20 protein-coding genes are annotated in these 26,511 nt (G+C 64.5%); 11 read left to right on the top strand and 9 right to left on the bottom strand.

Annotation, left to right across the window (positions count from 1 at the left end; translation table 11 throughout):
* Positions 1-84: 84 nt before the first annotated feature.
* Both C8D72_RS09245 and C8D72_RS09240 read right to left on the bottom strand, forming a co-directional pair.
* Complete coding sequence (locus C8D72_RS09245; protein WP_115854119.1) at positions 85-762, bottom strand: RES family NAD+ phosphorylase; 678 nt, start codon at positions 760-762, stop codon at positions 85-87.
* On the bottom strand, positions 759-1,160 hold the full coding sequence (locus C8D72_RS09240; RefSeq protein WP_115854118.1) for an antitoxin Xre-like helix-turn-helix domain-containing protein: 402 nt from the start codon (positions 1,158-1,160) through the stop codon (positions 759-761). Before C8D72_RS09240 ends, C8D72_RS09245 begins: the two co-directional genes overlap by 4 nt.
* Before the next feature lie 230 nt (positions 1,161-1,390).
* Between C8D72_RS09240 and C8D72_RS09235 the strand changes: the two genes are divergently transcribed.
* Positions 1,391-3,430 carry a glycerophosphodiester phosphodiesterase family protein gene (locus tag C8D72_RS09235; RefSeq protein WP_115854117.1) on the top strand — a complete coding sequence of 680 codons (2,040 nt, stop codon included), beginning with the start codon at positions 1,391-1,393 and terminating at the stop codon, positions 3,428-3,430.
* A 42-nt stretch (positions 3,431-3,472) separates the two neighbouring features.
* Here the strand turns inward: C8D72_RS09235 and C8D72_RS09230 are convergent, their stop codons facing one another.
* Positions 3,473-3,859, bottom strand: coding sequence for a hypothetical protein (locus C8D72_RS09230; protein WP_115854116.1), 387 nt, complete (start codon positions 3,857-3,859; stop codon positions 3,473-3,475).
* Between the two features lie 150 nt (positions 3,860-4,009).
* Positions 4,010-6,079 (bottom strand): TonB-dependent receptor family protein, encoded by a 2,070-nt coding sequence (locus C8D72_RS09225; protein WP_115854115.1) that lies wholly within the window; start codon positions 6,077-6,079, stop codon positions 4,010-4,012.
* 191 nt (positions 6,080-6,270) lie between these two features.
* On the opposite strand from C8D72_RS09225, the gene C8D72_RS09220 reads away from it, so the two are divergent.
* Together C8D72_RS09220 and C8D72_RS09215 are read left to right on the top strand one after the other, a co-directional pair.
* A complete protein-coding gene (locus C8D72_RS09220; RefSeq protein ID WP_115854114.1) occupies positions 6,271-6,795 on the top strand; it encodes a TetR/AcrR family transcriptional regulator in 525 nt (174 codons plus the stop codon).
* On the top strand, positions 6,792-7,949 hold the full coding sequence (locus C8D72_RS09215; RefSeq protein ID WP_115854113.1) for an MFS transporter: 1,158 nt from the start codon (positions 6,792-6,794) through the stop codon (positions 7,947-7,949). Before C8D72_RS09220 ends, C8D72_RS09215 begins: the two co-directional genes overlap by 4 nt.
* A 49-nt stretch (positions 7,950-7,998) precedes the next feature.
* Here C8D72_RS09215 and C8D72_RS09210 read toward each other — a convergent pair whose 3' ends face one another.
* Together C8D72_RS09210 and C8D72_RS09205 are read right to left on the bottom strand one after the other, a co-directional pair.
* Positions 7,999-8,271: a hypothetical protein gene (locus C8D72_RS09210; RefSeq protein WP_115854112.1), complete on the bottom strand. Its 273-nt coding sequence runs from the start codon at positions 8,269-8,271 to the stop codon at positions 7,999-8,001.
* Positions 8,272-8,359: 88 nt separating this feature from the next.
* Complete coding sequence (locus C8D72_RS09205; protein WP_115854111.1) at positions 8,360-8,713, bottom strand: DUF488 domain-containing protein; 354 nt, start codon at positions 8,711-8,713, stop codon at positions 8,360-8,362.
* A 231-nt stretch (positions 8,714-8,944) separates the two neighbouring features.
* Here C8D72_RS09205 and C8D72_RS09200 point away from each other — a divergent pair, with 231 nt between their 5' ends.
* The 5 genes from C8D72_RS09200 to C8D72_RS09180 all read left to right on the top strand — a co-directional run bounded on the left by C8D72_RS09200 (position 8,945) and on the right by C8D72_RS09180 (position 15,232).
* Positions 8,945-9,766 carry an ATP-binding cassette domain-containing protein gene (locus C8D72_RS09200; RefSeq protein WP_245955211.1) on the top strand — a complete coding sequence of 274 codons (822 nt, stop codon included), beginning with the start codon at positions 8,945-8,947 and terminating at the stop codon, positions 9,764-9,766.
* On the top strand, positions 9,754-10,617 hold the full coding sequence (locus C8D72_RS09195; protein WP_245955210.1) for an ABC transporter ATP-binding protein: 864 nt from the start codon (positions 9,754-9,756) through the stop codon (positions 10,615-10,617). Before C8D72_RS09200 ends, C8D72_RS09195 begins: the two co-directional genes overlap by 13 nt.
* A gap of 24 nt (positions 10,618-10,641) precedes the next feature.
* On the top strand, positions 10,642-12,159 hold the full coding sequence (locus C8D72_RS09190; protein ID WP_245955209.1) for an ABC transporter substrate-binding protein: 1,518 nt from the start codon (positions 10,642-10,644) through the stop codon (positions 12,157-12,159).
* A 10-nt stretch (positions 12,160-12,169) separates the two neighbouring features.
* The gene (locus C8D72_RS09185; protein WP_115854109.1) at positions 12,170-13,930 is read left to right on the top strand and encodes an ABC transporter permease subunit; all 1,761 of its coding nucleotides are present in this window, start codon (positions 12,170-12,172) and stop codon (positions 13,928-13,930) included.
* Positions 13,931-14,176: 246 nt separating this feature from the next.
* On the top strand, positions 14,177-15,232 hold the full coding sequence (locus C8D72_RS09180) for an acyltransferase family protein (protein ID WP_115854108.1): 1,056 nt from the start codon (positions 14,177-14,179) through the stop codon (positions 15,230-15,232).
* A gap of 108 nt (positions 15,233-15,340) precedes the next feature.
* Here C8D72_RS09180 and C8D72_RS09175 read toward each other — a convergent pair whose 3' ends face one another.
* The gene (locus C8D72_RS09175) at positions 15,341-19,120 is read right to left on the bottom strand and encodes a nitrate reductase subunit alpha (protein WP_115854107.1); all 3,780 of its coding nucleotides are present in this window, start codon (positions 19,118-19,120) and stop codon (positions 15,341-15,343) included.
* Positions 19,121-19,142: 22 nt separating this feature from the next.
* A complete protein-coding gene (locus tag C8D72_RS09170) occupies positions 19,143-21,821 on the bottom strand; it encodes a nitrate/nitrite transporter (protein WP_115854106.1) in 2,679 nt (892 codons plus the stop codon).
* Between the two features lie 221 nt (positions 21,822-22,042).
* Between C8D72_RS09170 and C8D72_RS09165 the strand changes: the two genes are divergently transcribed.
* The 3 genes from C8D72_RS09165 to C8D72_RS09155 all read left to right on the top strand — a co-directional run bounded on the left by C8D72_RS09165 (position 22,043) and on the right by C8D72_RS09155 (position 25,104).
* Complete coding sequence (locus C8D72_RS09165) at positions 22,043-23,767, top strand: histidine kinase (RefSeq protein WP_115854105.1); 1,725 nt, start codon at positions 22,043-22,045, stop codon at positions 23,765-23,767.
* A complete protein-coding gene (narL, locus tag C8D72_RS09160; protein WP_245955208.1) occupies positions 23,760-24,443 on the top strand; it encodes a two-component system response regulator NarL in 684 nt (227 codons plus the stop codon). The genes C8D72_RS09165 and narL overlap by 8 nt, the downstream gene beginning before the upstream one ends.
* A 94-nt stretch (positions 24,444-24,537) precedes the next feature.
* Positions 24,538-25,104 carry a peptidylprolyl isomerase gene (locus C8D72_RS09155; protein ID WP_115854104.1) on the top strand — a complete coding sequence of 189 codons (567 nt, stop codon included), beginning with the start codon at positions 24,538-24,540 and terminating at the stop codon, positions 25,102-25,104.
* A gap of 108 nt (positions 25,105-25,212) precedes the next feature.
* Here C8D72_RS09155 and hmpA read toward each other — a convergent pair whose 3' ends face one another.
* Positions 25,213-26,391, bottom strand: a complete 1,179-nt coding sequence (gene hmpA, locus C8D72_RS09150) for an NO-inducible flavohemoprotein (RefSeq protein ID WP_115854103.1) — start codon at positions 26,389-26,391, stop codon at positions 25,213-25,215.
* Between the last annotated feature and the right edge of the window lie 120 nt (positions 26,392-26,511).

Raw genomic sequence — 26,511 nt, 5'->3', positions numbered from 1 at the left:
TTCAATCGGGGACTCTCTCCTCTGTCTTCTCCACAATGGCTCCAATATTGATACGGCCTCAATGTTGAGGAGCCTGGCCTCTCTTCACCCCACCCACGTCAGCTCCAGCACATGCCGAATCCGCTCGCCGTCCCACTCGTAGCCCAGGTGTCTTCCCTGTCGGGTCGCGCTCATGACGGGCGAGCGTAGTACCGCTGCGCATTCACCTTGCGGGTCTCTCACGCTGGGGTAGACGATGCCATCGGCGCCTTCTTCCCGGAGACGCGCCCCGAAGGCCTGCCCTTCACGCCAGCTCTCAGGGCTTAACAGTGGCGCTGCCTCAGGGTTATTACGAAGGTCATGCAGCTCGCCCTGCAGATCGGAGAGATACACGCGCTGCTGGAGCTGCATCGGCGGCTCATCGGACTCCTTCATGAACCGTTCCATGTGATAGCGCGTCTCGGCAATCGCTGTAGCCTCGGAGAGTGCGCAGTAATAGACGCCGAAACTGCCATCGCTGAAGCGTGAGCCCTGTCCGCTGAAGTGGCAAAAGGCCGCCATGACGGGTGTCCAGCCCGGTCCGTAACGTCGATCTTCTTCCGCCACCTTGTGGATCGCGCCGGCTTGTTCTCTCAACCGCGCAGAGGTTTCGCCTTCCAGCTGGGCCAGTAGTGCCCAGTCGTCGGGTTTGGCCACGCGTTCAAACAGATCAATGGGTGGAAAGCGTGAGGGCACCACCCGATAGCTGGGTTGCCAGTGTAGTGCAGTACGGGGAAAGCTCATGCGTGCCCGGCGCCTCTCGCACCGTCCAGGTGCTGCCGGACCACGTAAAGATCGGACACCAGGCCGCTGCGCAGTCGATCCAACGGGGCCTGCCCGGAGAACAGCGGGTTGCGGTTGGCACGCCTCAGCCAGCTGTCGGCGGCATCCGTTCGCGGCAACAGAATCTGCAGCGCCTTGTAGATGCCCAAAATCAGCGACATCCGCTCCATCTGACTCTGATCCAGCCGCGCCTTTTCAGGGGTCTGTTTCCAGCGGCGATAGGTGCCATCAGGTACGCCCAGCAGCAGTGCGGCTTCCTGCTCCTTCAGTCCCCAGTCCCTGACAATATTGGGGTAGGTGCGCATGGCCGCGGCACTCATGTTCTGACGCTCCCCATGGGACATCGTGGTGATGGCCATGCGGCCTCCTTCGTTCATATGGCGGTTTTTATTCATTTTACGCCAAATGAAGGCTTTGTCACTGTTGATGATGGCCCCTACATGACTGCCATTACCCAACCCTCGCCCCCGGCAACCTTTCTTCTACCCGTTATTACACTCGGGATACCGGTACATCATCGAATGGTCATGTGCGACGCCTAGCGTCGATCCGGCAGGTCTTTCCCACTTCCTTGTTGAGGATTCGCACCATGCCCTTGTTCGATCGTCCGTTTCTCACCACCTCCCCCCGTGACGCCTTTGATATCGATATGGCGCGTCTGGCGGATTTTAGTGCCGATGATTTCGATCTCGTCGCCCACCGCGGCGCCAGCGGCTATCGCCCCGAGCACACGCTGGAGGCCTACCGCGTGGCCATCGAGCAGGGCGCCGATATCATCGAGCCTGACCTGGTGCCCACTAAAGATGGCGTGCTGGTCGCGCGTCACGAAAATCTGCTCAACGACACCACCGATGTGGCCGAGCACCCGGAGTTTGCGGAGCGCTACACCACCAAGAGCATCGACGGAAGCGAATATTCGGGCTGGTTTACCGAAGACTTCACGCTGGCCGAGCTCAAGACGCTGGGCGCGCGCGAGCGTATCCCCGAGATTCGCGGCGACAACATCGCCTATAACGACAAGTTCGAGATCGCCACGCTGGACGAGATGATTGAGCTGGTGCGCCAGGTAGAAGCGGAAACGGGACGTGAGATCGGCATCATCCCCGAGCTCAAGCACCCGACCTACTTCGAGAAGGAAGGCACTCTGCTTGACGGTGAGCGGATCAACATCGATACCAGCCAGCTCTTGATCGATACCCTGGTGGCGGCGGACTTTACCGATCCCTCGCGCATGTCGATTCAGTCGTTCGAGGTGGAAAACCTGATGCGGCTGGACAAGACCATCATGCCGGCGGCGGGAGTCGATCTGCCGCTGGTACAGCTGATTGGCGGGGGCGGTACACCCTGGGATATCCAGTACAACCTCAATCGCGACAATGACGGCGCCAACCGCTGTGCCTACAAGGATCTGGATATCAAGGTGACGGCGGAGACCACCTACAGCGATCTGTGGACGCCGGAAGGCGCCATGGCGGTGGCGGGCTACGCCGATATTCTGGGGCCGTCAAAAAGCGTGATCCTGCCGACCCGTGCGCTCTCGGTGCCGGTGGATGGGGACGGCAACGGCCAGGCGCAGGTCAGTCAGGTGGCAACCGGTAAGCAGAGTGCGCTAGTGGCCAACGCCCACGCCGCGGGTCTTGAGGTGGTGCCCTACACCGTGCGCAACGAGGAAAGCTTTCAGGCGCTGCATCCGGACGGCACGCTGCGCACCCCGGTGGAGGAGTATGTCGGGCTGATCTCAACCGGTATCGATGGCGTGTTCACCGACTTCCCCGCCAATGGACGTCAGATCATCGATCAGCTGGATGCCGGCGCCGGCGTCATTGCGCATGATCGCAGCGATATCGCCCTGCGCGAGCTGCTGGTGCTCGACAGCAGCGAGTTGAACGTGTCACACGGTACCCCGGGGCTGGATGTGGCGCTGTACAGCGGTGACGGCACCCTGACCCTGCCGTTTAATGTGGAAAATGCCCGACTGCGCGGCACCGATGACACTACCGTGGTGGGCCATGAAGGCAACAACATCATTGCCGGCAACGCCGGGGACAACGTGATCTACAGCGGCGGTGGCAGCAACATGATCGATGGCGGCTACGGCCACGACGTGCTGGTGCTGCCCGGTCAGACGTATGACTACAACGTGATGCTCGACGGCGGCCGGGCCGTGATCACCGATCGCAATGGCGATCAGACCCACGCGATCAACATTCAGGAGATCGGCTTTAGCGACAGCGATGTTCGCTGGGGCCTTTTTGCCACCGGCCAGGCAGAATACTCCGGCGTTTCACGCGCCTTTCTGGGCAGCGGGCCGGACGCGGAGACACAGAGCATCATCGCCACCTATAGCCTTCGCGGCATTGGGCTGGAGGACCTGGGTGGCTTGCTGCCATACGCTCCTGGTTTCAATGGGGACGATGAAGTGCTCAGCGACAGCGAGTTCGTGCAGACGCTCTATACCAACGTGCTGGGCCAGTCGCCCGATGACGAAAGCCTGGCGTTCTGGACCGGAAAGCTGGAGGACGAAGAGATCGATCGCAGAGAACTGGCCTGGGACATCGGTACCAGCGATGACTATGCCCAGGTGGTGGCGCTGGTCGATCCGGGTCAGGAGTGGTGGGCTGCAGCGTAAGGGGTGATCAGGCCCCCGTCCGTTGTCGGGCGGGGGCTTTTTTTATTGGTAATACTCGACGATGGCTCGGCCCTGCTCGTCGCTGTCGACCCGAGTGGTAACGGTGTCACTGAGGTGGCCGAACACATCGGCGTCACGCACCAGATCCTGATCGTCAAATCGAAGCGACATCTGGTCGCCGACGTGGGTTTCGGTAAATTCCCTGAGCGCGCCACTGCACTCGGCCGAGTCGATCAGATCGACCGTGACGGCGGGGTTTGACGCCTCGTCATGATCCAGAGCAATGCGCTCGACGCAGTCCCTGTCGATGGGGTGCGTATAGCTGCCGGATTGGAATACCAGCCCGTCGTCAGAGCGGTCGGGCGCCTCACCGCTACAGCCGGCAAGCGCGATGACAATGGCGAACGGATAAAGGCTGGCTTTCTTCATATAAAAGGCACTCTCCTGGCCGGTGAGACAGATACGGTGGCTCACACTGTAGCCCTGAACGCTGATCCCGGCAGTATTCGCGGCGCCTTTAATGGGGTGGTGGGTCAGGCCCGCGCCAGCGCGGGCCTTCTCTTCTTTAAAACCTGATGTCTAGAATCCGACCTCGACCCCGGCATAGAAGGTCCGCCCCGGTGCCGGCTCGAAGTAGCGGGCGTTGCTGGCGTTGATGCGGGTATTGGCGAAGTGCTCGCGATCAAACAGGTTGCGAATGCCGGCGTAGAGGTTGAGTCGGCTGTCACCGTTGAGCTGCCAGCCCTCTCCCGCGCGCAGGTTGATCAGCCAGTAGCTGTCGACGTCCACGTCGTTGGCGTTGTCGGCCACCATGTCGCCGATGTACTGCGTCTCGAGCGTGGCAAAGCGCTGATCCCGCCCCTCCCAGGTGAGCCAGTTGACCCAGGTCTGCTCCGGCAGGCCGGGAATGCGGTTGCTGTCATAGCGCCCTTCGTCGTCTTCGAAGCTGTCGAAGCGGTAGTGGGCCAGCGTCAGCGCGCTGTCCAGCCGCCAGGTCTCATCGATCTGCCAGCCCAGCGCCGCTTCCAGACCGTCACGGTCGGTGTCGCCGGCGTTTTGATAGAAGGTTCGGTCGTTATCACCGTCCAGGGTGTAGGGCACCAGCTCGTCGCGCACCCGCACCGAGAACAGCGCCACGTCGTAGTCCAGACCGTTGCTGAAGTGGCCGCGCAGACCGAGCTCGCGGTTCCACGCCTTCTGCGGCTCGACGCTTGAATTGAAGCCGCCGCCTCCGGCGGGGTTGGCAAATTCGGAGAAGGTCGGTGTCTCAAATGAGGTGCCGGTGTTCACATAGGCCTGGTGGTCGGGCAGATAGCGATAGCTTAAGCCCGCGGAGCCGCTCCACTCGTTGAATTCGCGATCACCACTGTTATCGTCGCTGTCAGTGAAGTCATCGTCGATCTTGAGCCTGACGCGGTCATAGCGCGCGCCCAACGAGGCGGTCCACTGATCGGTCAGATCCAGATCACCCTGCACAAACACCCCGGTCGAGGTGGCGGTCTGGGTCTCGTCTTCAGATTTGGCCAACCGATTGCCGTCTACGTCTGAGCCGTAGCGGTAACGATCATCTTCCTGGCGCGCGATATCGATGCCGGCCACGTAGCGTAGCGGCATCTCGCCCAGGCTCAGCGTCTGATGGTACTCGGCACTGGCACCGTAATAGTTACGATCATAACCAAGAAAATTGTCGTCACCGACATAAGGAAGCTGCTGCTCGAAATTGCGCCAGGTGTAGAAGCCCTTGAGATAGAGCTCGCCCGGTCCGGCAGAGAGATCCTCGTACTGAAGCCCCAGCACCTGCTGATCGACTTCCTGACCGGAATCTATACGGGTTGGGGAATAAAAGTTTGAGTTTGCTGTACCACGACGATTTTCACCGACCTGTTCGCGAGTCAGGCCGCCCGGGTCCTCGGAGCGCGGGTTGTCGAGCAGGTTGACGATGGCGGTCAGCGCGCGGTCATCGTCAAGCTCGCGGCGCAATTTGGCGTTGAGCAGATACTTCTCCACCGAGCTGTGGTCGCGGTAGCCGTCCTGGTTGAGCGCCGAAAGGCTGACGTGATGCGACCAGTCGCCGTTGGCGCCGCCGGTCTGTAGGGAGGCTTTTTTGTAGCCGTCGCTGCCACCTTCCACGCGCAGGCGCGTGCCGGGGTTGTCGCGGCCGTCGGCAGTGGTCACCGAGATCACCCCGCCGGCGGCGTTGCCGTAGAGCACCGACGACGGTCCGCGGATCACCTCGATGCTCTCGGCGCTGTCGAGATCGATCGCATCGACCTGGGCCTGGCCGTCCGGCAGCGTATAGGGGATGCCGTCCATCAAAATGGTAATGCCGCGCACGCCAAAGGGCGCCCGGGCGCCGAAGCCGCGGATCGCGATGCGCTGGCCCTGGGCGAAGTTGTCGCGGTTCTGGATAAACACGCCCGGCACCTGGCCGAGCGTTTCATCCAGCCGCACGCGCTGCTGGCCGCGCTGGATGCTCTCGCGCTCGACGGTCGAGACCGCCGCCGGTGTGTCATAGAGCTCGCGGGCCAGGCGCGGCGCGCTGACCACCATGGTCTCCACGGCATTCGTCGTCCCGGTCTGCTCGCCATAAGCCGGCCCCGTGGCCACGGCGCCTGCCAGTGCCAGCAGCAGCGTCCTGCGTGATGTCATGTTGTTCCCCTGCAAATGGTGATGGTGTTGTTGTCGTTGTGTTGTCTGGTTTGACGCTGATTCTAGCACCCGCCGCCCCACGACCTCCCTGTAATGGAGCAAGGCATTTCAATAAGCCGTGTCATTACATTGACAGTGTAAACCGATCGTTTTACATTGAAGGTGTGGTTTCACTCCAGAGAGGCGTCAACATGACCATCATGGACAAGCTCGTGACAGCATCAGAAGCACTCTTCGACCGCCACGGCTTCACTGCCACCGGCATGGACAAACTCACTCAGGGCGCGGGCATCTCAAGCCGCACCCTCTACAAGCACGCCGGCAGCAAGAACGCACTGATCGCCCGGGTACTTGGCGAACGCGACAAGCGTTTTGCGCGGCGGCTGGAGGTGGAGAGTATCGATGCGCTGTTCAAGGCGCTGGAGGACTGGGTGCGGGTAGAGGGCGCGCGCGGCTGCCTCTTTTTGCGGGCGCTGGGTGAGACCGGCGGCGATACACCGGAGATCGTGGATGCGGTACTGGCGCACAAGGCGCGGGTTGCGGAGCGTATCGCCGTGCTGGTCGAGGGTGAAACCGGGCGCGATGATCCGATGCTGGTCGAGCAGATCATCGTGCTCTTCGAGGGGGCCACCGCCGCTGCGGTCTATCGCGGCGAGCAGGCGGTCGTCGCCGCCCGACAGGCGGCGGCCTCGCTGATGGCGGGAGCGGGCTCATGAGCCCGGCCCTGGCGCTGGGGGCGACCGGCTTCGGTCTGATTGCCGTGTGTTACGGCTTTGCCCGCTTCGCTTTCGGGCTCTTTCTGCCGCAGATTGATGCCGATCTCTCGCTCTCCTCCACCCTCAGCGGGCTGATCTCGGGCGGGGCCTTTCTGGGCTACTGCCTTGCCATTACCTTGTCGGCCTGGCTGACCGAACGGCTCAGCGCCCGGATCGTGGCTGTCGGCGCGGCGCTGGTAGCCGCAGTGGGCATGGCCGGCATGGCGCTGGCCCCCTCGGCGCCCTGGCTGGCCGCGGCGGTCATGCTGGCCGGCGCCAGCACGGGGCTGGCCTCACCGCCCATGGCGGCCGCTGTGGCGGCCGCGGTTCGCCCCGAGCGTCAGGGTGCGACCAATACGGTCATCAACGCCGGCACCGGGGCGGGCGTGGTGATGTCCGGGCCCGTGGCGCTGATGATGGGCGATCAATGGCGACTGGCGTTTGCAGGTTTTGCCGCCGCCGCCGTGGTGCTGGCGATCGCCGCTGCCTTGTGCGTGCCGAACGATCCCGGTCGCGACCGGAAAACCGCCGGCGGCCTGCCTGCCCTCAACGGCCCGCTCAAACATCTGATTGTCGCTGCCTTTTTGATGGGTGCTTCCAGCACCGCGCTGTGGTCCTTTGGCGGGCAGCTGGTGTCGCTGCGGCTGGACTGGGGCAGTACCGGCGCCGGACTGCTCTGGATCGCCATCGGTGCGGCGGGCATGGTGGGGGCGCTGGCAGGCTCTCTGGTGGCCCGCTTTGGCGTGGACCGGGTGCATCGCGTCTTTCTGATCGCCATGGCAGGCGGCATCGTGATGGTCGGCATGGAAGGCACCACGCCGGCGCTGGCCCTGAGCGGCGGTGTGTTGTTCGGCCTGGCCTATATCATGATTACCGGGGTCTATCTGGTGTGGGGTGTCGAGGCGCTATCACAGCGTCCGGCGACCGGACTGATGATCGGCTTTCTGACCATTGCGATCGGTCAGACGGCCGGGGCACCAATCTTCGGCGCGCTGATGGAGATGCTCTCCCCTCAGTACGCCGTCATCCTCTTTGCCGGACTGGCGCTAACGGCAGGGGTGGCCCGAGCGGACCAGCGACCTGCGGCCCGAACTGCCGTCAAAAAAAATGCCTGACGCGCGGGCAGGCATTGATGCATCTCGGATCGGAAAGGAAAGCGAGCGCTCAGCGCCCGTCCTTGCCCTCATCAAGCTGGGTGACGATCGGGTGGCTGATGCAGCGATCGACCAGGTCGGTCGAGGCACCGATACGGTCGGCCACTTCCTGAATCGACATGCCCTGATCGATGTGCGGCTTCAGCGACATGCCCAGATCCGCCACCGGGTTGTTGCTGTGCTCATGGCCGCCCGGCTCGGCATCCGGCCCGGTGTCGGTAGCGGCTTTGGCATCCTCGATCATGGTGCGCGTGACGTCTTCAAGTCTTTGAACAATCGGCATGACAGCTCCCTGTCTCCAGTGCGTGTTTGTGCAGCGTAGACGAGGGCGGCCGACACTTCGAACGCCCATTCGGGTCGGCGGTTACCCTCTAGCGGGTGTGCTTGAGAAAATCCCTGAGCACCACGGCGTTGTTGCACTCCTCGTCCTTTGCGGCATAAAGCAGCGTCAGCCCTTCCTTTTGGGCGTGCTCGCGCAGGGTCTGGGGAAGCGTTGAGTCCCCCTCGCGCAGCTCCTTGCGGTAGGCGTCATAAAAGCCCTCCCAGCGGTCGCGGTCGTGGCCGAACCACTTGAGAAGATCCTTCGAGGGCGCGATGTCGCGATACCAGTCATCGATGTGAGCGTCCTTTTTGGCCACGCCCCGCGGCCACATGCCGTCGATCAGCACCCGATGGCCGTCATGTTGGTCGACTGGATCATAAATGCGCTTGAGCTGAATCTGCATGTCGCCTCCTGCCGGTGTTGCCGCGGGTTTGATGTCACTGTGCCCTTTCAACATTAGCAGGGGCACATTGAGCTTTCAGGGTCGCTTTTTGCCGCCCCTTGCAAGGCCGGCAAGCCCTTCTAAAGGCTTAAGGAAATCACAATACAATGCCTTGATTGTTATGATATAACTTATCAAATATAGAGCCATCCAGACGGTCAGAGGCGTGCGTTGAACATGTCGGGAAATGACGTGCTAAAGGTCAATGAGCTGTGTATCCGGGTGGATGGCCAGCCGGTGGTGAGCGACCTGTGCTTTCACGTTGCCGCCGGTGAGCGGGTCTGCCTGCTGGGGCCGTCGGGGTCGGGCAAGTCGCTGACGGCCGGCGCCATTCTGGGGCTGTCGCCGCACTCGGTGCATGTCGATGGCAGCGTGTGCATCAACGGTGTGGAAGTGGCCGATATCCGCGCCACCCGCCGCCCGGTGCAGTCGCGCTCGGGGATGGTGTTTCAGGACACCCACTCGGCGCTCAACCCGCTGGTCAGCGTCGGCACGCAGCTGCGCGAGCCCTTCATGCGCTTTCACGGCCTCTCCCGCAGGGCCGCCGACGAGGCGGTCGTGACCCTGCTGCGCGGCATGCAGATGGCCCACGTCGAAGAGATTCTCAAGCGCTCGTCGGCCGAGCTCTCCGGCGGCCAGCGCCAGCGCATCTGCATGGCGCTGGCACTGGCCTGCAAACCGGCACTGATCGTTGCCGATGAGCCCACCACCGCGCTGGATGTGCTGACTCAGAATGAGGTGTTAAAGCTTTTGCGCGAGTGCACCGGCACGGCGGATACCCCGGCGCTTTTGTTTATCTCCCACGATATCGGCGCGGCCTGCCGGCTGTGCGAGCGCGCGGTCATCATCGATGAGGGCCGGCTGGTCGAGAGCAATACGCTGACCCACATCATCGCCAACCCGCAGCACCGTTTTACGCGCCAGCTGGTACGCGCGCTGCACGACAGCGCCCCGGGCCGGCCGCCCTTTGCCCCCGACTTCGATGCCCGCGAGGGGCTTTTGTGCACGGCGTAGATTCCGACGACGCCCCGGTGCCGCTGTTGTGTGCCAACGGGCTCTACAAGCATCTTCACCCGCCGAGCCTGGCGTTCTGGCGCGCGCGACAGGCCCGCACGATCCTGCGCGATATCCACCTGTCGATTCAGGCCGGCGAGCGCATCGGCCTGGCCGGCGTTTCCGGGGCCGGCAAGACCACGCTGTTGAACCTGCTGCTGGCGCTGAAAGGCGCCGATGCCGGGTCGATCACCTGTCAGGGGCGGGCCGTGCGCCCGGCCTCGGTACGCGCCCTGCGCTGGTATCGCCGGCTGGTGCAGTACATCCCCCAGGACCCGGCCGCCTCGCTCGACCCGCGCATGAGCGTGCGCGATCTGATCCGTGAGCCGCTGGTGCGCTTAAGCGTTGAAGGCAATCACACCAGGCGCATCGATGAGGCGCTCGACCGGGTGGGGCTGGATCGGAAATTTCTAAGCCATCGCCCCGGCGCGCTGTCCGGCGGTCAGGCTCAGCGCGTGGCGATCGCCCGCGCCGTGGCCCTGCGCCCGCGACTGCTGCTGGCCGATGAGCCGCTCAGCGGGCTGGATCTGCCGGTGCGCGCCCGGGTCATGCAGCTCTTTGACGACATGAGCCGCCTGGATGGCACGGCCTTTGTGATCATCTCCCATGATCTTGCCGTCATGCCGCGCCTGTGCGAGCGCACGCTCATTTTGCACGACGGCGCCATCATCGAGGACCGCCCCACGGCGGCGCTGTTTGAAGCCCCCGCGCATGAGCACACCAAAGCGCTGGTGCACGCCGCGCATCTGGATCACGACATCACGTCGATGATGCCGGCGACGCCTGCGACCGCTCTTTATCCCGTTTCTTGATACCGACTGCCCAGGAGATCCGTCTTGATCCTTCGTCACGCGTTTTATCTGCCCGCCATGGCGCTGTCACTGGCCCTGCTCACCGGCTGTCAGCAGGAGGAGGCCTCCGAGGAAGATAGTCGCGCTGATGACGGTGACGACCGTGTCCGCGTGGCCATGCTGCAGCCGCCGCGCTCGGGGCTCAATCCGCTGACCGATGACGCCTTCAAGCTGTCGCGCTGGCGCACCGCCGAGACCCTGATTCGTCTTGACGATGACAGTGACCCGCAGCCGTTTCTCGCCACCGACTGGGAACAGCTCGACGAGCGCACCTGGCGCTTCGAAATTCGTGATGATGTGACCTTTCATGACGGCACGCCGCTCACCGTCGAGCAGGTGGTCAAGTCGCTGACGGCGGCCACCAACGCCGTACCGCGCCCGCGCATTCTCGATGGCGTTAAAATGACCATTGAGGCCGACGGCGACAGCGCCGTGCGGGTGCAGACCGAAACGTCCGACCCGCTGGTGCCCAATCGCCTTTCCAGCCCGCAGCTGGCGATCATGGCCGAAAAGGCCTACGGCGAGGATGGCCGGGTCAACCCGATCGAGGCCGGTACCGGACCGTTCGTGTTGAAGGAGATCAACGGCACCCAGAGCGCCCGGCTGGATCGGTATGACGACTACTGGGGCGAGCGCGCCGAGCTTGCCGGCATCGATGCCGACTACGTGCCCGACGGCACCGCCCGTGCCGCAGCGCTGCGCACCGGCACCGCCGACGTGGTCGAGGCCGTGCCGGTCTCCCAGGTCGCGCTGGTCGACCCGGAACTGGTGCATGAGGTACCGATGCCGCGCACCAACACGCTCTATCTCAATACCGACAAGGGCCCGTTCCAGGACCCGGCGCTGCGCGCTGCTGCCCGTGAGGCACTCGATCGGGCGGCCATCGTGAGAACAGTCTACGAAGGGCGCGCCGATGAGGCGAAGGGTCTGCTGGGCCCGGCGCTGGCCTGGGCCGACGGTCTGCGCTCGCCGATCGAGGGACGTGCCGATGCCGCCGACCCGGATGGCGCCGACATTACGCTGGGCACCTTTACCGACCGGGCCGAGCTGCCGGAAGTGGCGGTGCTGCTGGAGCAGCAGCTCGAGGCGGCCGGTTTTGACGTTCATCAGGAGGTTCGCCAGTACGCCCACATCGAGTCCGACATGCTCTCCGGTCAGTTCGACGCCTTTATTCTGTCGCGCGCGACCATGCTCGACTCGGGTGATCCGGTCGCCTACATGTACAGCGACTTCGCCTGCGAGGGCTCCTTCAACATCGCCCAGCTCTGCGACCCGGCCGTCGATGAAGCGCTGGCCCGCGCTGCTGACCTGCCGACCGGCCCCGAGCGCCGCCAGGCGATCATCGACGCCGAGGCCGCCATCCTGAAAACCGATGCCGCGGTGCCGATGCTGCACGAGCGCGTCATTCAGGGCGAGTCACAGCGTGTCTCGGACGCCGTGCGTGACCCGCGCGAGCGCGAGCTGATCACCGAACACACGCGCCTTGACGGCGCCGCTCGTTGAGACGCCGGGCATGAGTACGTCCAGCGTCGGTGTGGCGCCTTCTTTTGCCCTGATATCCGCGCTGCGCGCGCTGGTGCCCACTCTCTCCCGGCTGGTCACGCTGGCCGCGGTGGTGGTGCTGGTGGGGCTGCTGCCCTGGCTGTCCGGGCGCGACCCGGCGCTGAGCATCCTGCGCGCCCGCGCCGGCGATCAAAACCCCACGCCCGAGGCGCTGGACGCCATTCGCGCCCAGCTCGGGCTCGACATGGGGCCATGGGAGAAGCTCGGTCACTGGCTCGGGGGGCTGATGCACGGCGATGCCGGCGTGTCGTGGATTTCGGGCGGGCCGGTGCTGCCCGGCATGCTCGAGGCCACCGGGGTGTCCTTGATGCTGATGTGCGGCGCTCTGCTGGTCGCGCTGGTGACCACCGTATTGCTGTGTGTGACGGCCGTGCGTCGCGGCCTGATGGGCGAGCCGGCACCCACCTCGGGCGCGCTGGGGGCCACGCTCACCGCGCTGCCGGAGTTTCTGCTTGCTGCCATTTTGCTGGTCATTTTTGCCGCCGGACTTAATTGGCTGCCGCCCTATGGCTGGGGCGCGCCACGTCACATGGTCCTGCCCTCGCTGGCACTCGGCCTGCCGGCCGGGGGTTTGCTGGGGCGATTGTTCAGCGATGGCCTGACCGCCAGCTTCTCCGAGCGCTGGGTCGCGACCTGGCACGTGGCGGGGTTCACACGCCGGCGCATTGCCCTGGCCGTGCTCAAGCGCACCCTGCCGAGTCTGCTGCCCCAGGTCGGACTGGTGATCGTCGGGCTGACCGGCGGGGCGATTGCGGTCGAGCAGGTGTTTTCGATTCCCGGACTCGGCCGAGCGACGCTGGGGGCGGCCTCGGCGCAGGACCTGCCGGCGCTGCAGACCGGCATCCTGCTGTTGCTGGCCATCGCCGTGGTGCTGGGCGGCGCGGCCGGCCTGGGCCGCACGCTGCTGCTGGGGCGCACCCTGCGCGCCGGTGCCATGCCGGTGACGCATCATGAGCCTCATCGCGGACGCTGGCCGTGGCTGGTGCCAGCGGTGGTGGCGCTCGCACTGGTAATCATTATTGTGGCCGGCATGGGCCGTGACCCGCTCACTTCCAGCTATCTGCGCCTGCAGACGCCGAGTCTGGCTCTGCCGCTGGGCGCCGATGGCACCGGGCGCGATATTCTCGCCCGCGTCAGTCACGGCGCGCTCTCCACCATGGGCATGGCGCTGGTGGTGGTCACGATCACCCTGATACTGGGCATTTTGATCGGGCTGATGCCACGGCTGGCGGCCGGGCCCATCGAGGTCACCAACGCCACCCCACCGGTAATTGCCGGGCTGGTCGTGGCCGGGCTCATGGGCCCGAGTGCCGGCGGCGCCATTCTGGCGGTCACGCTGGTGAGCTGGGCACCGCTGGCAGCCCATACCGCGGCGCTGGTCACCGAGGTGCAGGGCCAGGCGCACGTGCGCATCACGCCCATGCTGGGGGTGGGCAGGCTGCGTCTGCTCACCCGCTACGTGCTGCCGGCGGTCATCGGCCCGGTCTTTCGCCACGCCATGCTGCGCCTGCCCGGCATCGCGCTGGCGCTCGCCGCACTCGGCTTTCTGGGGCTCGGCCCCCGCCCGCCGGCGCCGGAGTGGGGGCTTTTGCTGGCCGAGGGCATCCCTTACCTGGAGCGTGCCCCCTGGGCGGTGCTGGTCCCGGCGCTGGCGCTGGTGCTGATGTCGGTACTGGCCGTGTCGCTGTCGAGTCTCTGGCGGCGTGGCTGAAAACGCCTGAATGGAAACAACAAGGGCGCCCCTCATGTGAGGGGCGCCTTTTTAATGGGTCACGATTGATCGACACTTGAAAAGCTGGCCGAACAGATCGCGTAGAGGTCATCGGCCCTGGACGCAGCCTGCAAAAAAACAAAAACTTACCAGGTTTCGCTTAAGGTGATCGAAACGGCACAAAACATTTCACTGTCTTTATTAGCATGTTCTTGCTTTAAAAAAATACCGATAACGCAGGGATTTATGACAAATAAAGGGCAACGAATCGAGTGGATCGATGCGGCAAAGGGCGCATGTATCCTTGCCGTGATCCTCTATCACTTCAATATCTTCATCTATCAGGGCGTTCACGAAGGACACGCCATTGCCACGGTATGGAACATCGGTATTTCGGCACTGAAACCGCTGCGAATGCCGCTGTTCTTTTTGATTTCCGGCTATCTGGCCAGCACCGGTATTACACGCCGCAGCTGGGGGCGGATCAGAACCAAAAAGATTGCCTCTCTTTTGTGGGTGTACGTGCTTTGGTCGGTTATTTACTGGGCCGCGGTATCGCATCTGCTGCCTGCCAATCCGTGGCACGACAGCAGCTTCGATGCCGGGCTGACTCTGCCGCTTCTGCTGGAGCGTATGCTCACTGCCAATATCTCGCTGTGGTATCTGTATGCGCTGGTGCTCTATTTCGTGCTGGCCAAGGTGCTGCGCTCTGCCGTCGTGGCGATCGGGTTGGGGGTACTGGCCAATATCGCCATGTACTTTGTCATTGACCCCGAAAACTGGGGCATGCGCAGCCTGATCGGCTATTTTGTCTTCTTCGCGCTGGGCGCCTACGCAAAAGACATCATTACCACGCATTACTCGGCGTTCAATCTGAAACGGTTTGTTGTCACGACGGCACTAACGCTTGGTGGGCTGGCCACGGCCAGTCACTTCAGCGCTCTGACAGCCCCGGGGGTGGAGATGCTGCTGGGGCTTGTGATGGTGTCGACGGTGATCGACCTGTTTGCTCTGGCCTGTCGTCATATCAACATGAAGTATTTGTGCATGGTGGGTCGGCAGACGCTGCCGATTTATGTCATGCACCGGCTGCTGCTTCGCTTTATTTCCCCCTATATGCCGGATACCGTAAATACCTTTCTGCTGGTGATGGAACCGATCATTGCCACCATGGCCGTTGCGGCAGCCTGTCTGTTCATTTATCACGCTCTGCTGCGCATCAGAGGCGGACGGGCGCTGTTCACCATGCCCCATACCCTGCGTCGCGTGGCCTATCGTACCGGGGTTTTGAAGCCGGTCTGAGAACCGCGCGGTAAAAGGTCATGAAGAGGCGCCCCTCGATGAGGGGCGCCTTTTTGATGTGACCTGCGCAGGATCAGTGACGCGCGTGCGGCGTGGCTCCCGGCTGGATCATGAAGAGGTCTTCGCCGGTTCCTGCACGCTGTCGTTGCCCTCCCCGTCGAGCCATTTGACGTGATGCATGCGCCGCACCACCACGAACTCGTCGCGGTTGGAGCCGACGGTGCCGTAGTAGTTGAAGCTGTAGGAGAGCTGCGCGTAGCCGCCGATCATGTGCGTGGGCTTGGGGCACACGCGGGTGACCGAGTTGTGGATGCCGCCGCGGGTGCCGCTGATCTCCGAGCCCGGCACGTTCACGATTCGCTCCTGGGCGTGATACATCATCGCCATGCCGGTCTTGACCCGCTGGCTGACCACGGCGCGCGCGGCAATCGAGCCGTTGGCGTTGTAGAGCTCGATCCAGTCGTTGTCCTCCACGCCCAGCGATTTGGCATCATCCTCGGAGAGCCACACGATCGGCCCGCCGCGGGACAGCGTGAGCATCAAAAGGTTATCCGAGTAGGTGGAGTGGATGCCCCACTTCTGGTGCGGCGTAATCCAGTTGAGCACCCGCTCGGGGTTCTGGTTGCCATCCGGGCGCTTGACCCCGGCCATCGCCGCGCGGGTGTCGATCGGCGGACGATAGGTCAAAAGGCTCTCGCCGAAGGCGCGCATCCAGGCGTGATCCTGATAGAACTGCTGACGACCGCTCAGGGTGCGCCACGGGATCAGCTCGTGGACGTTGGTGTAGCCGGCGTTGTAGGAGACGTGCTCATCCTCGAGCCCTGACCAGGTGGGGCTGGAGATGATCTTGCGCGGTTGGGCGACCACGTCGCGGAAGCGAATCTTCTCCTCGTGCTTGGGCAGCGCCAGATGGGCGTGTTCGCGTCCGGTGATTTTGGAGAGTGCCTCCCAGGCGCGCACCGCCACCTTGCCGTTGGTCTCCGGGGCCAGGGTCAGAATCATCTCGGCGGCATCGATGGCGCTGTCGATGATCGGGCGACCCTTCGCCGGGCCTTCGGACTTGCAGCGGTTGAGCTTGCCGAGCAGGTCGATCTCGGGGCCGGTGGGCCAGCTGATGCCCTTGCCGCCGTTGCCGAGCGTGTCGAGCAGCGGCCCGATCGAGGTGAAGCGCTCATGGGTGGCCGGGTAGTCGCGCTTGACCGCGATCAGGTTGGGCATGGTGCGCCCGGGGATCGGATCGCACTCGCCGCGTTTCCAGTCGCGCACGTCCACCTGCGCCAGCTCCCCCGGGGAGTCGTGCTGCATGGGCTGGGTGACCAGATCGGTCTCCTCGCCCAGATGCCCCACGCAGACCTTCGAGAAGGCTTTCGCAATGCCCTTGTAGATCTCCCAGTCGCTGCGCGACTCCCAGGCGGGGTCGGTGGCCGCGGTGAGCGGGTGGATGAAGGGGTGCATGTCCGAGGTATTGAGATCGTCCTTCTCGTACCAGGTGGCCGTGGGCAGCACCACGTCGGAGTAGAGACAGGTGGTCGACATGCGAAAATCGAGCGTCACCAGCAGATCGAGCTTGCCCTCGGGGGCCTCATCGCGCCATTCGACCTCTTCCGGCAGGGCGCCGCCCATTTCGCCGAGATCCTTGCCCTGCAGCCCGTGGGTGGTGCCCAGCAGGTACTTGAGCATGTACTCGTGGCCCTTGCCGGAGCTGCCCAGAAGGTTCGAGCGCCACACGAACAGGTTGCGCGGGAAGTTCTGCGGGTTGTCCGGCTCCTCGGCGGCAAAGCGCAGCTCGCCACTCTTGAGCTGATTGACCACGTAGTCGTTGAGCCCCTGACCGGCGGCCTCGGCGGCACCGGCCAGGCGCAGCGGGTTGGTGCCCAGCTGCGGGGCGGACGGCAGCCAGCCCATGCGCTCGGCGCGCACGTTGAAGTCGATCAGGCTGCCGGAATAGTCCTCGCGGCGGGCCAGCGGCGAGAGCAGGTCCTTGATCTCGACCTTTTCAAAGCGCCACTGGCTGGAATGGTTGTAGAAAAACGAGGTGCCGTTCATCTGGCGCGGCGGGCGGTTCCAGTCCAGCCCGAACGCCAGCGGCAGCCAGCCGGTCTGCGGGCGCAGCTTCTCCTGACCCACGTAGTGGGCCCAGCCGCCGCCGGTCTGACCGATACAGCCGCACAGGATCAGCATGTTGATCAGACCCCGGTACTGCATGTCCATGTGGTACCAGTGGTTGAGCCCGGCCCCGACGATGATCATTGAGCGGCCGTGGGTCTTGTCGGCGTTGTCGGCAAACTCGCGCGCCAGCCGGGTGACCTGAGCGGCCGGCACACCGGTGATCGCCTCCTGCCAGACCGGCGTGTAGGGGCGCATCTGGTCGATCGAGGTGGCGCCGTCATCCTCGCTGCCTTCCAGTGTCAGGCCCTGATCGATGCCGTAGTTGGCCACCATCAGGTCAAAGACCGTCACCGCCAGCACCTGGCGGCCGTCGGCCAGACTCAGGCGCTTGGCCGGCAGGTTGTGATAGAGCACGTCATTGCCATCGACGTGGTTGAAGTAGTCATGACGGATGTGACCGAAGTAGGGGAAGCCGACCCGTGCCACCTCGTCATGGGCGGGGACCAGCGACAGGCGCAGGTGGATGTCGGCGCCGTCGGCGTCGCGCTGCTCCAGGTTCCAGCGGCCCTTGCCTTCCTCGTTCTCGCCCCAGCGAAAGCCGATCGAGCCGCGCGGCACGACCAGCTGGTCGCGGGTTTCGTCCCAGCCAACCGTTTTCCACTCGGGGTTGTTGTCCTGCCCCAGCGCCTCATCAAAGTCGGCGGCGCGCAGCTGGCGGCCTGGCACGAAGCTGCCGTCTTCCCGCGCTTCCAGCTCGACCAGCATCGGCATGTCGGTGTAGTGACGCACGTAGTTGGTGAAGTACTCGCTCTGCCGCTCGAGGTAGAACTCCTTGAGAATCACGTGGCCCATCGCCATGCCGAGCGCCGAGTCGGTGCCCTGGGTGGGGCTCAGCCACTCGTCGCAGAGCTTGGCGACTTCAGCGTAGTCCGGGGTGATGGCGACCGTCTTGGTGCCCTTGTAGCGCACCTCGGTGAAAAAGTGCGCATCCGGGGTGCGGGTCTGGGGGACGTTGGAGCCCCAGGCGATGATGTAGCTCGAGTTGTACCAGTCGGCGGATTCCGGCACATCGGTCTGCTCACCCCAGGTCTGCGGGCTGGCTGGCGGCAGGTCGCAGTACCAGTCATAAAACGACAGGCACACCCCGCCAATCAGCGACAGATAACGGGCGCCGGCGGCGTAGGAGACCATCGACATGGCCGGGATCGGCGAAAAGCCGGTGATGCGGTCCGGGCCGTACTGTTTGGCGGTGTAGACGTTGGAGGCCGCCACCAGGGTCTGCATCTCCTCCCAGTCGGCGCGCACAAAGCCGCCCATGCCGCGAATCTTTTTGTACTGTGCGGTTTTGGTCGGGTCTTCGACGATCGAGGCCCAGGCATCGACCGGGTCCGGATGGGTTTCGAGCGCCTCGCGCCACAGCCGGATCAGCGCCTTGCGCACCAGCGGATACTTGAGTCGGTTGGCGCTGTAGAGATACCAGGAGTAGCTCGCCCCGCGCGGGCAGCCCCGGGGTTCATGGTTGGGCAGGTCCGGCCGGGTGCGCGGATAGTCGGTCTGCTGGGTCTCCCAGGTGACCAGACCGTTCTTGACGTAGATCTTCCAGCTGCACGAGCCCGTGCAGTTCACCCCGTGGGTGGAGCGCACCACCTTGTCGTGCTGCCAGCGGGCGCGATAGCCGTTTTCCCACTCGCGGCTCTCTTCGCGCACCTCACCGTGACCGCCCGCAAACGGCGTGCGGATCTTTTTCATGTACTGCAGTCGGTCGAGAAAGTAACTCATGGGTCAGTCTCCTTGGGCGTGCCTAGCAGGGGGCCGGGGCGTTACGACGGGCGTAATACCACCAGGTCAGCGCCATGCAGCTGAGATAGAAGAAAATGAAACCGTAAAGGGCCGGCGCCACGCTGCCGGTCATGTCGGTGGCGGTGCCGTAGGCCCTGGGAATAAAGAAGCCGCCGTAGGCCGCCATCGCCGAGATAAAGCCGAGCACGGCGGCGGATTCGCGATTGGCCTCGGTGCGCACCTGATCGAGCCGGTCGTCGCCCAGGGCGTTGCGGCGCTGGTTGAAAAAGATGACCGGCACCATGCGATAGGTAGAGCCGTTGCCGATGCCGGTGGCGACGAACAGCACCATGAACATCGCAAAAAAGCCGAGGAAACTGCCGCCCTGGCCTTGAGCCAGAGAGGCATCGGGCAGGCAGGCCAGTACGCCGAACACGCCCAGCGCCATCAGCGCGAAGTTCCATAGCGTCACCCGGGCACCGCCGAGCCGGTCGGAAAGCCAGCCGCCCAGCGGTCGGGCGAGTGCCCCGACCAGCGGCCCCAGAAACGCATAGCGGGTCGGGTCCACGGCCGGGAACAGCATGTTGGAAAGCAGCGGAAAGCCCGCGGCAAAGCCGATGAAGCTGCCAAAGGTGCCCAGATACAGCCAGCTCATCAGCCAGTTGTGCTTGCGCTTGAAGATCACCGCCTGATCACGGAAGGAGGATTTCGCCGAGGCGATGTCGTTCATGCCAAACCAGGCGGCCAGGGCGGCAATGACAATCAGCGGCACCCAGATAAAGGCGGCGTTTTGCAGCCACACCGGATCGCCAGCATGTGCGCCCTGTTGAGTGATCAGCGGGTCACCGGCCAGCGGGCCCAGCGCACTGGTGGCAATCACCAGCGGGCCGATCAGCTGCAGCGTCGAAACCCCCAGGTTGCCCAGGCCCGCGTTGAGACCCATGGCAGTGCCCTTTTTGGCCTGCGGATAGAAAAAGCTGATGTTGGCCATGCTGGAGGCGAAGTTGCCGCCGCCGAAGCCGCACAGCAGCGCCAGAATCAGCATCACGCTGTAGGGGGTATCCGGATGCTGCACCGCCACGCCGATCCACAGACACGGCAGCAGCAGCGAGGCGGTCGAGAGGGCTGTCCAGCGCCGTCCGCCGAAAATCGGCACCATGAAGCTGTAGAAGATGCGAAGCGTTGCGCCGGACAGCGACGGCAGCGCGGCCAGCCAGAAGAGCTGATTGGGACTGTAGCCAAAGCCGAGCTGCGGCATGCGCACCACCAGGATGCTCCAGATCGACCACACCGCAAAGGCCAGCAGCAGGTTGGGAATCGAGATCCACAGGTTGCGTCGGGCAATGCGCGCCCCGGTGGTCTGCCAGAAGGTCTCGTCTTCGGGGTGCCACTCGCTCAGCACCAGCGAGCGGGGCGCGGCAAGCTCGGGCAGGTCGGTGCTGCGCGGTGTTTTCCCCCAGCTCTGGTGGTCGGCGCGGCTGATGGCGTAGTGCATCCACGCAAGGGCTGCGATCACCACCACAAACAGCAGCATGAAGCAGCTCTGCCAGATGCCCACCACGTCGTTGAGCATGCCGAACGTCAGCGGCAGCAGAAAACCGCCCAGCCCGCCGACCATGCCGACCACGCCGCCGACCGAGCCGACGTGATCCGGGTAGTAGACCGGGATGTGCTTGAACACCGCCGCCTTGCCCAGCGACATGAAAAACCCGAGCACGAAGATCAGCACGATAAACAGCGACAGCGGCGTGCCCAGTGAAAAGCCGACCTCGCCGCGCACGCCGTCGACCACGAACCGGCTCGGCGGATAGCTCAGCACCAGCAGGCACAGCGCCGAGACGCCCAGCGTCCAGTACATCACCCGGCGGGCGCCGATGCGGTCCGACATCACGCCGCCCAGAATGCGAAACAGTGAGGCCGGCACCGAGTAGAGCGCGGCCACCATGCCGGCCGCGGCGATGCCCAGGCCGTAGACTTCCATCAGGTAGTGGGGCAGCCACAGGGCCAGCGCCACGAAACCGCCAAAAACAAAGAAGTAGTACAGCGAGAAGCGCCACACGCGCAGCTCGGCAAGCGGCGCCAGCTGAGTTTTCAACGGCACCGGCGCCCGGCGCTGGGCGTGCTGCGGGTCTTCTTTCGCCAGCACCCAGAACGCCACGCCGGCCAGCGCCAGCACGGTGGCATAGACCAGCGCCGTGCCCTGCCAGCCCATCGCCAGCAGCAGAAAGGGCGCGGCGAAGTTGGTGATGGCGGCACCCACGTTGCCGGCACCGAAAATGCCCAGTGCCGTGCCCTGCTTGCCGGCGCTGTACCAGGCCGAGGTGTAGGCGACCCCGACGATAAAGCCGCCGCCGGCCAGCCCCACGCCCAGCGCTGCCAGCAGCAGCATGGCGTAGCTATTGGCAAAGGTGAGCAGGTAGACGCAGGCGGCGCTGACCAGCATGAGCAGGCTGAACACCCGGCGCCCGCCGAAGCGGTCGGTCCAGATGCCCAGCAACAGCCGGCTGATGGAGCCGGTGAGCACCGGCGTGGCCATCAAGAGCCCGAGCTGCGTATCGGACAGGCCGAACTCCTGCTTGAGACGGACCCCGATGATGGAAAAGATGGTCCAGACCGCGAAGCACAGCGTGAAGGCCAGCGTCGAGAGACCCAGTGCGCGCTGCTGCTGCGAGCGTGGGGGGGATGCGGTGTCTGCGCTCATGATGGTGCCCTCTTTGCCCTGGTAATGGCGTTGGGGCTACTGTGCGCGAGATAGCGCGAGCGCTTTTGATCGTTGTCAAAATAGATTCGTCAAAATAGCGTTAAATCAGTGCGTTATCTCATTGGCGATAGTGACCGACGCACGCGCAGGTCACTGAAGGAAAAGCCCTTTACGGACGCATCTACCTCCTTGGAGGTAGGCAGGTTGCACAGGAGAACGCCATGGGGGTATTCACCCGGTTTGTGCCTTCTCATTACGCCCTGAGCCTGACGCTGGGGCTGATCCTGGCGGGGGTGTCGCTGCTGGCGCTGGGCGGGATGGTGGCCAGCGGCTGGCTGGCGGACACGGCGCGCCATGACGCCCGGGTGATCAATCAGGCCGGTTCGCTGCGCATGCAGACCTGGCGGCTGATGGCGCAGGCCCCCACCGCTGACCCCGCGCAGTGGCAGGCGCTGTTAAACGGCATCGATGACACCTGGCAGCACCTGGATGACGCGGTGCGCCGCGAATACGACGATGACGTGGCCCGCCGCGCGGGTGGCCTGCGCCTTGAATGGGGCAGCACCCTGCGCCCGGCCATGCGCACCCCCGAGCTGGCCGCGCGCGTCGATCCGGGCCGTATTACCGCGCACGTCAGCGATCTGGACGCGCTGACCGGCGAGCTGCAGACGCTGGCCGAGGCGCGGATTACCCGCCTTCGCGCCCTGCAGGTGGTGCTGCTTTTGCTCACCCTGCCGCTGATCGGCTGGGGGGCGTATCAGCTCCACTGGCACGTGCGCCGCCCGCTGGGGCGGCTTTTGAACGTGATCGAGGCCCTGCGCGCCGGCGAACTCAAGGTCCGCAGTGGCTACTGGCGCAACGACGAGATCGGGCTGCTGGCGGCCACCATCGATGATATGGCCGGTCAGCTCGATCTGTTCTACTGCCGTCTCAACGATCAGGTCGAGGACCGCAGTCACCGGCTCGAGCAGAGCCATCTGGCGCTGACGCTTTTATATGACAATGCACGCTATCTGGCCATGACCGCCCCCGAGGCGATCGATCCCGAGCTGGCGCTGCGCCCCTTCGAGGCGCTGATGGCCCCGGCGGAACTGACCCTGCTGCCCCACCAGGACGACGGTGAAGAGGAGGCCGGCGCCTGGCGCTTTCCCCTGCAGGGCGATGCGGAGACGCCGCTGGTGCTGGTGGCCCGGCTGCCCGGCGGGGCGCCGCTGCCGGGCTGGAAGGGGCGGATCTGCGAGACGCTGGCCGATCATCTGGGGGCGGCGCTGGCGCTGCGTGCCCAGGGGCGCCACCGGCGTCGGCTGGCGCTGATGGACGAGCGCGCCGTGATCGCCCGCGAGCTGCATGACTCGCTGGCGCAGTCGCTGAGCTATCTCAACATTCAGGCCCTGCGGCTGGCCCGCGCCCTGCCGGACACTACCGACAGCGACGCCCCGGCCATTCTCGGCGAGCTGCGCGAGGGCATCGATCAGGCCTACCGCCAGCTGCGCGAACTGCTGGTCACCTTTCGCCTGCGCCTGACCGAGCACGGCATCAACGCCGCCGTGCAGGCCACGATTGAAGAGTTTGCCGAGCGCGGTGCGCTGGCGATCGACACCACGCTTGCGATTGGCGATGACGTCTTGTCCCCCGATGCGGAGCTGCATCTGGTGCAGATCCTGCGCGAGGCGCTGGCCAACGTGGTCCAGCACGCCCGGGCGCAGCGGGTCACGGTGACCCTGATCGATCAGGGGGGCTGCATCGATCTGGCGATCGAGGATGACGGGGTGGGCCTGCCCGAGCACCCCACCCGCACGCATCATTACGGCACCATCATCATGGAAGAGCGCGCCCGCAGTCTGGGCACCACGCTGACGCTGGCCCGGCGCGAGGCGGGCGGCACGCGGGTAGCACTGAGCTTTATCAATGGGGCCACATCTCAGGAGGCACCGCAGGATGAATAATCACGACATGAGCCCTGACGACATGAGCCACCGGGCGACGCCACGCGGCGTACTGGTGGTGGATGATCACCCGCTCTTTCGACGCGGCGTGCAGCAGCTTCTGGCCATGAGCGCGTCGCTTTCGCTTGCAGGCGAGGCCGACAGCGGCGCCGGGGCGCTGGATTTCTGTACCCGTCATGTCCCGGATCTGATCCTGCTGGACATGAAGATGGCGGGCATGGACGGCATCGAGACGCTGACCCGGCTGCGCGAGGCGGGCGTGACGGTACCGATCGTGATGCTGACCGTCTCCGAGGAGCAGGACGACGTGCTGGCCGCGATTCGTGCCGGCGCTACCGGCTATCTGCTCAAGGACACCGCGCCGGAAGAGCTGCTGGCGGCCATCGAGGCGCTCGATGAGCAGGAGGATGCCTTTGATCCGCGCCTCATGGGGCTTTTGACCCGGGCGCTGCGTGAACCGGCCCCCGGCCCCGAGGCACTGATCGCGCGTCTTACCCGGCGCGAGCGCGACATCCTGCGCCTGATCGCGCGCAGCTATGCCAACAAGGAGATCGGCCGGCGCCTGGACATCAGCGAGGGCACGGTCAAGGTCCACGTGCGTCACCTGCTCAAGAAAATGGGCATGCGCACCCGCACCGAGGCAGCCGTCTGGGCGGCTCAGGAAGGCTGGAAATAGCGCTGGAAACAAGCACTAAAAACAGGTGCGGGGCTGGTCAGACCCTGCGCACCCGGCTAGTCTGGCGGGCCCTATCGCATGACTGGAGTCTTCCATGCTGAAACCGTTACTGCGCGGGTGCCTGCTGGCGCTGCCACTGCTCTCTCCTCTGGCACTGGCCGATGCCGACCACCCCCATGTCGAGATCCGGACCAGTCAGGGCGATATCGAGCTGGAACTTGACGCCACCGCGGCGCCCAACACGGTGGAGAACTTCCTGCGCTACGTCGAGGATGACTTCTATCAGGGCACCATCTTTCACCGCGTCATCGACGGTTTCATGATTCAGGGCGGCGGCATGACGGTCGACATGGCAACGAAGAAGACCCGCGACCCCATCGCGCTGGAAGAGAGCGAGCTCAAGAACACCCGCGGCACCATCGCCATGGCGCGCACCGGCCAGCCGGATTCGGCCACCAGCCAGTTCTTCATCAACCTGGTCGATAACCCGGCGCTGGACTACCGCAACCTCTACGAGCCCGGCTACACCGTCTTCGGTCACGTGGTGTCCGGCATGGACGTGGTGGATGCCATCGCCGGCGCGCCCACCGCTCAAAAGGGCCCGCACGCCGACGTCCCCCGGGAGCCGATCACCATTCTGGACGTCGAACGGGTGGAGTGATTCCCTCTGATTGCGACCCATCATGATCACGGCCCCGCCCCCCCCTTTCAGGGGGCCGGGGCCGTTTGATGACGGGTGCGCTACCCGGTGGCCAGCGCTACCTCATGATCAGTGCAGCTGACCGGAGGGACCGAAGTATTCGAAATAGCGATACGGCGTATCAACGCCCAGCGCCGCCAGTTCGGTGTCGATATCACGCATGAAACCGGTGGGTCCGGTGAAGTAGCAGCTCGGTGTGGCGTCGCGGGGCAGGTAGTCTGCCAGCAGCGCGCGATCGAGGATGCCCTTGTGGCGCTCGTCTTCGGGCGTTTCCGGGTGGCTGTAGACGTAGCGATAGGTGAGCAGGGTGCCGTACTGCTCGGTCATCGCCTTGAGATGCTCATGGAAGGCGTGAACCCGGGCATTGCGTGCCGCGTGCAGATAGACCACCTGGCGGCCGGCCTCCAGCGCCTGCGCCATCAGAGACAGCATCGGGGTCTGGCCGACGCCACCGCTGATCAGCATGACCGGGGCGTCGCGGTCGTCGAGCACCATCTCACCCACCGGCGCCAGCAGTTTGACGTGATCGCCCACCTTGACGTGATCATGCAGGTGGCGACTGGCACGCCCCTGGCCTTCGCGCTTGACCGAGATGCGGTAGACGTCATCCCCCGGACTGGAGGTCAGGCTGTACTGGCGCAGGGCCTGCTCGCCGTCGATGTCGAGCGACACGCCCAGATACTGTCCCGCCTGGAAGGTACGCACCGGCTGGTTATCGAGTGGCTTGAAGTAAAACGATACGATCTCCTCGCTCTCCGGCACGCGATCGACCAGAGTGAAGTCGCGCTCGCCGCGCCAGCCGCCCGGCGCGCTCTCCAGTTCCTGATAGGTGTGCTCCTCGGCAGCGATCAAGCGATCGGCAAATTCCCAGTAGAGCCCGCTCCAGGCTTCAAAAATCTCGGGCGTGACGGCGTCACCCAGCACCTCGCCGATCGCCGCCATCAGGCACTCGGCGACGATGGCGTACTGATCGGGCTGCAGGTTGATCGCCACGTGTTTGTTGACGATCGGGGTCATGAGCCTTTCAAGCGCCTCGGGGTCGTGACGGTTGAGTGCGTAGGCCACCACCGAACGGGCCAGCGCCCGGGGCTGCTCGCCGGTCTGCTGATGGCGCATGTTGAACATCGAGCGCACGTGCGGATAGCGCTCGAACATCAGCGGATAGAAGGTCATGGCGATGGTTTCGGCGTTCTCGGCCACAACCGGTGCGGTGGCGTTGATGACGTCAAGCTGCTTCTGGTTAAGCATGGCGCGCTCCTGGCGGTGAGATAGCAATATGAGACACCGTTGATATCGCAATCGCCGTGCCAGGTATTCAATGCTGCGGCAGCCTGCCGCATCTCTCCCGCCTTGAAGCCCGCGCGAGGC

This window comes from Kushneria indalinina DSM 14324, assembly GCF_003385845.1.
In the GTDB taxonomy this organism is placed as follows: Bacteria; Pseudomonadota; Gammaproteobacteria; order Pseudomonadales; family Halomonadaceae; genus Kushneria; species Kushneria indalinina.
The sequence above is the reverse complement of the archived record's forward strand: the minus strand, read 5'-3'. Positions and strand labels throughout refer to the sequence as shown.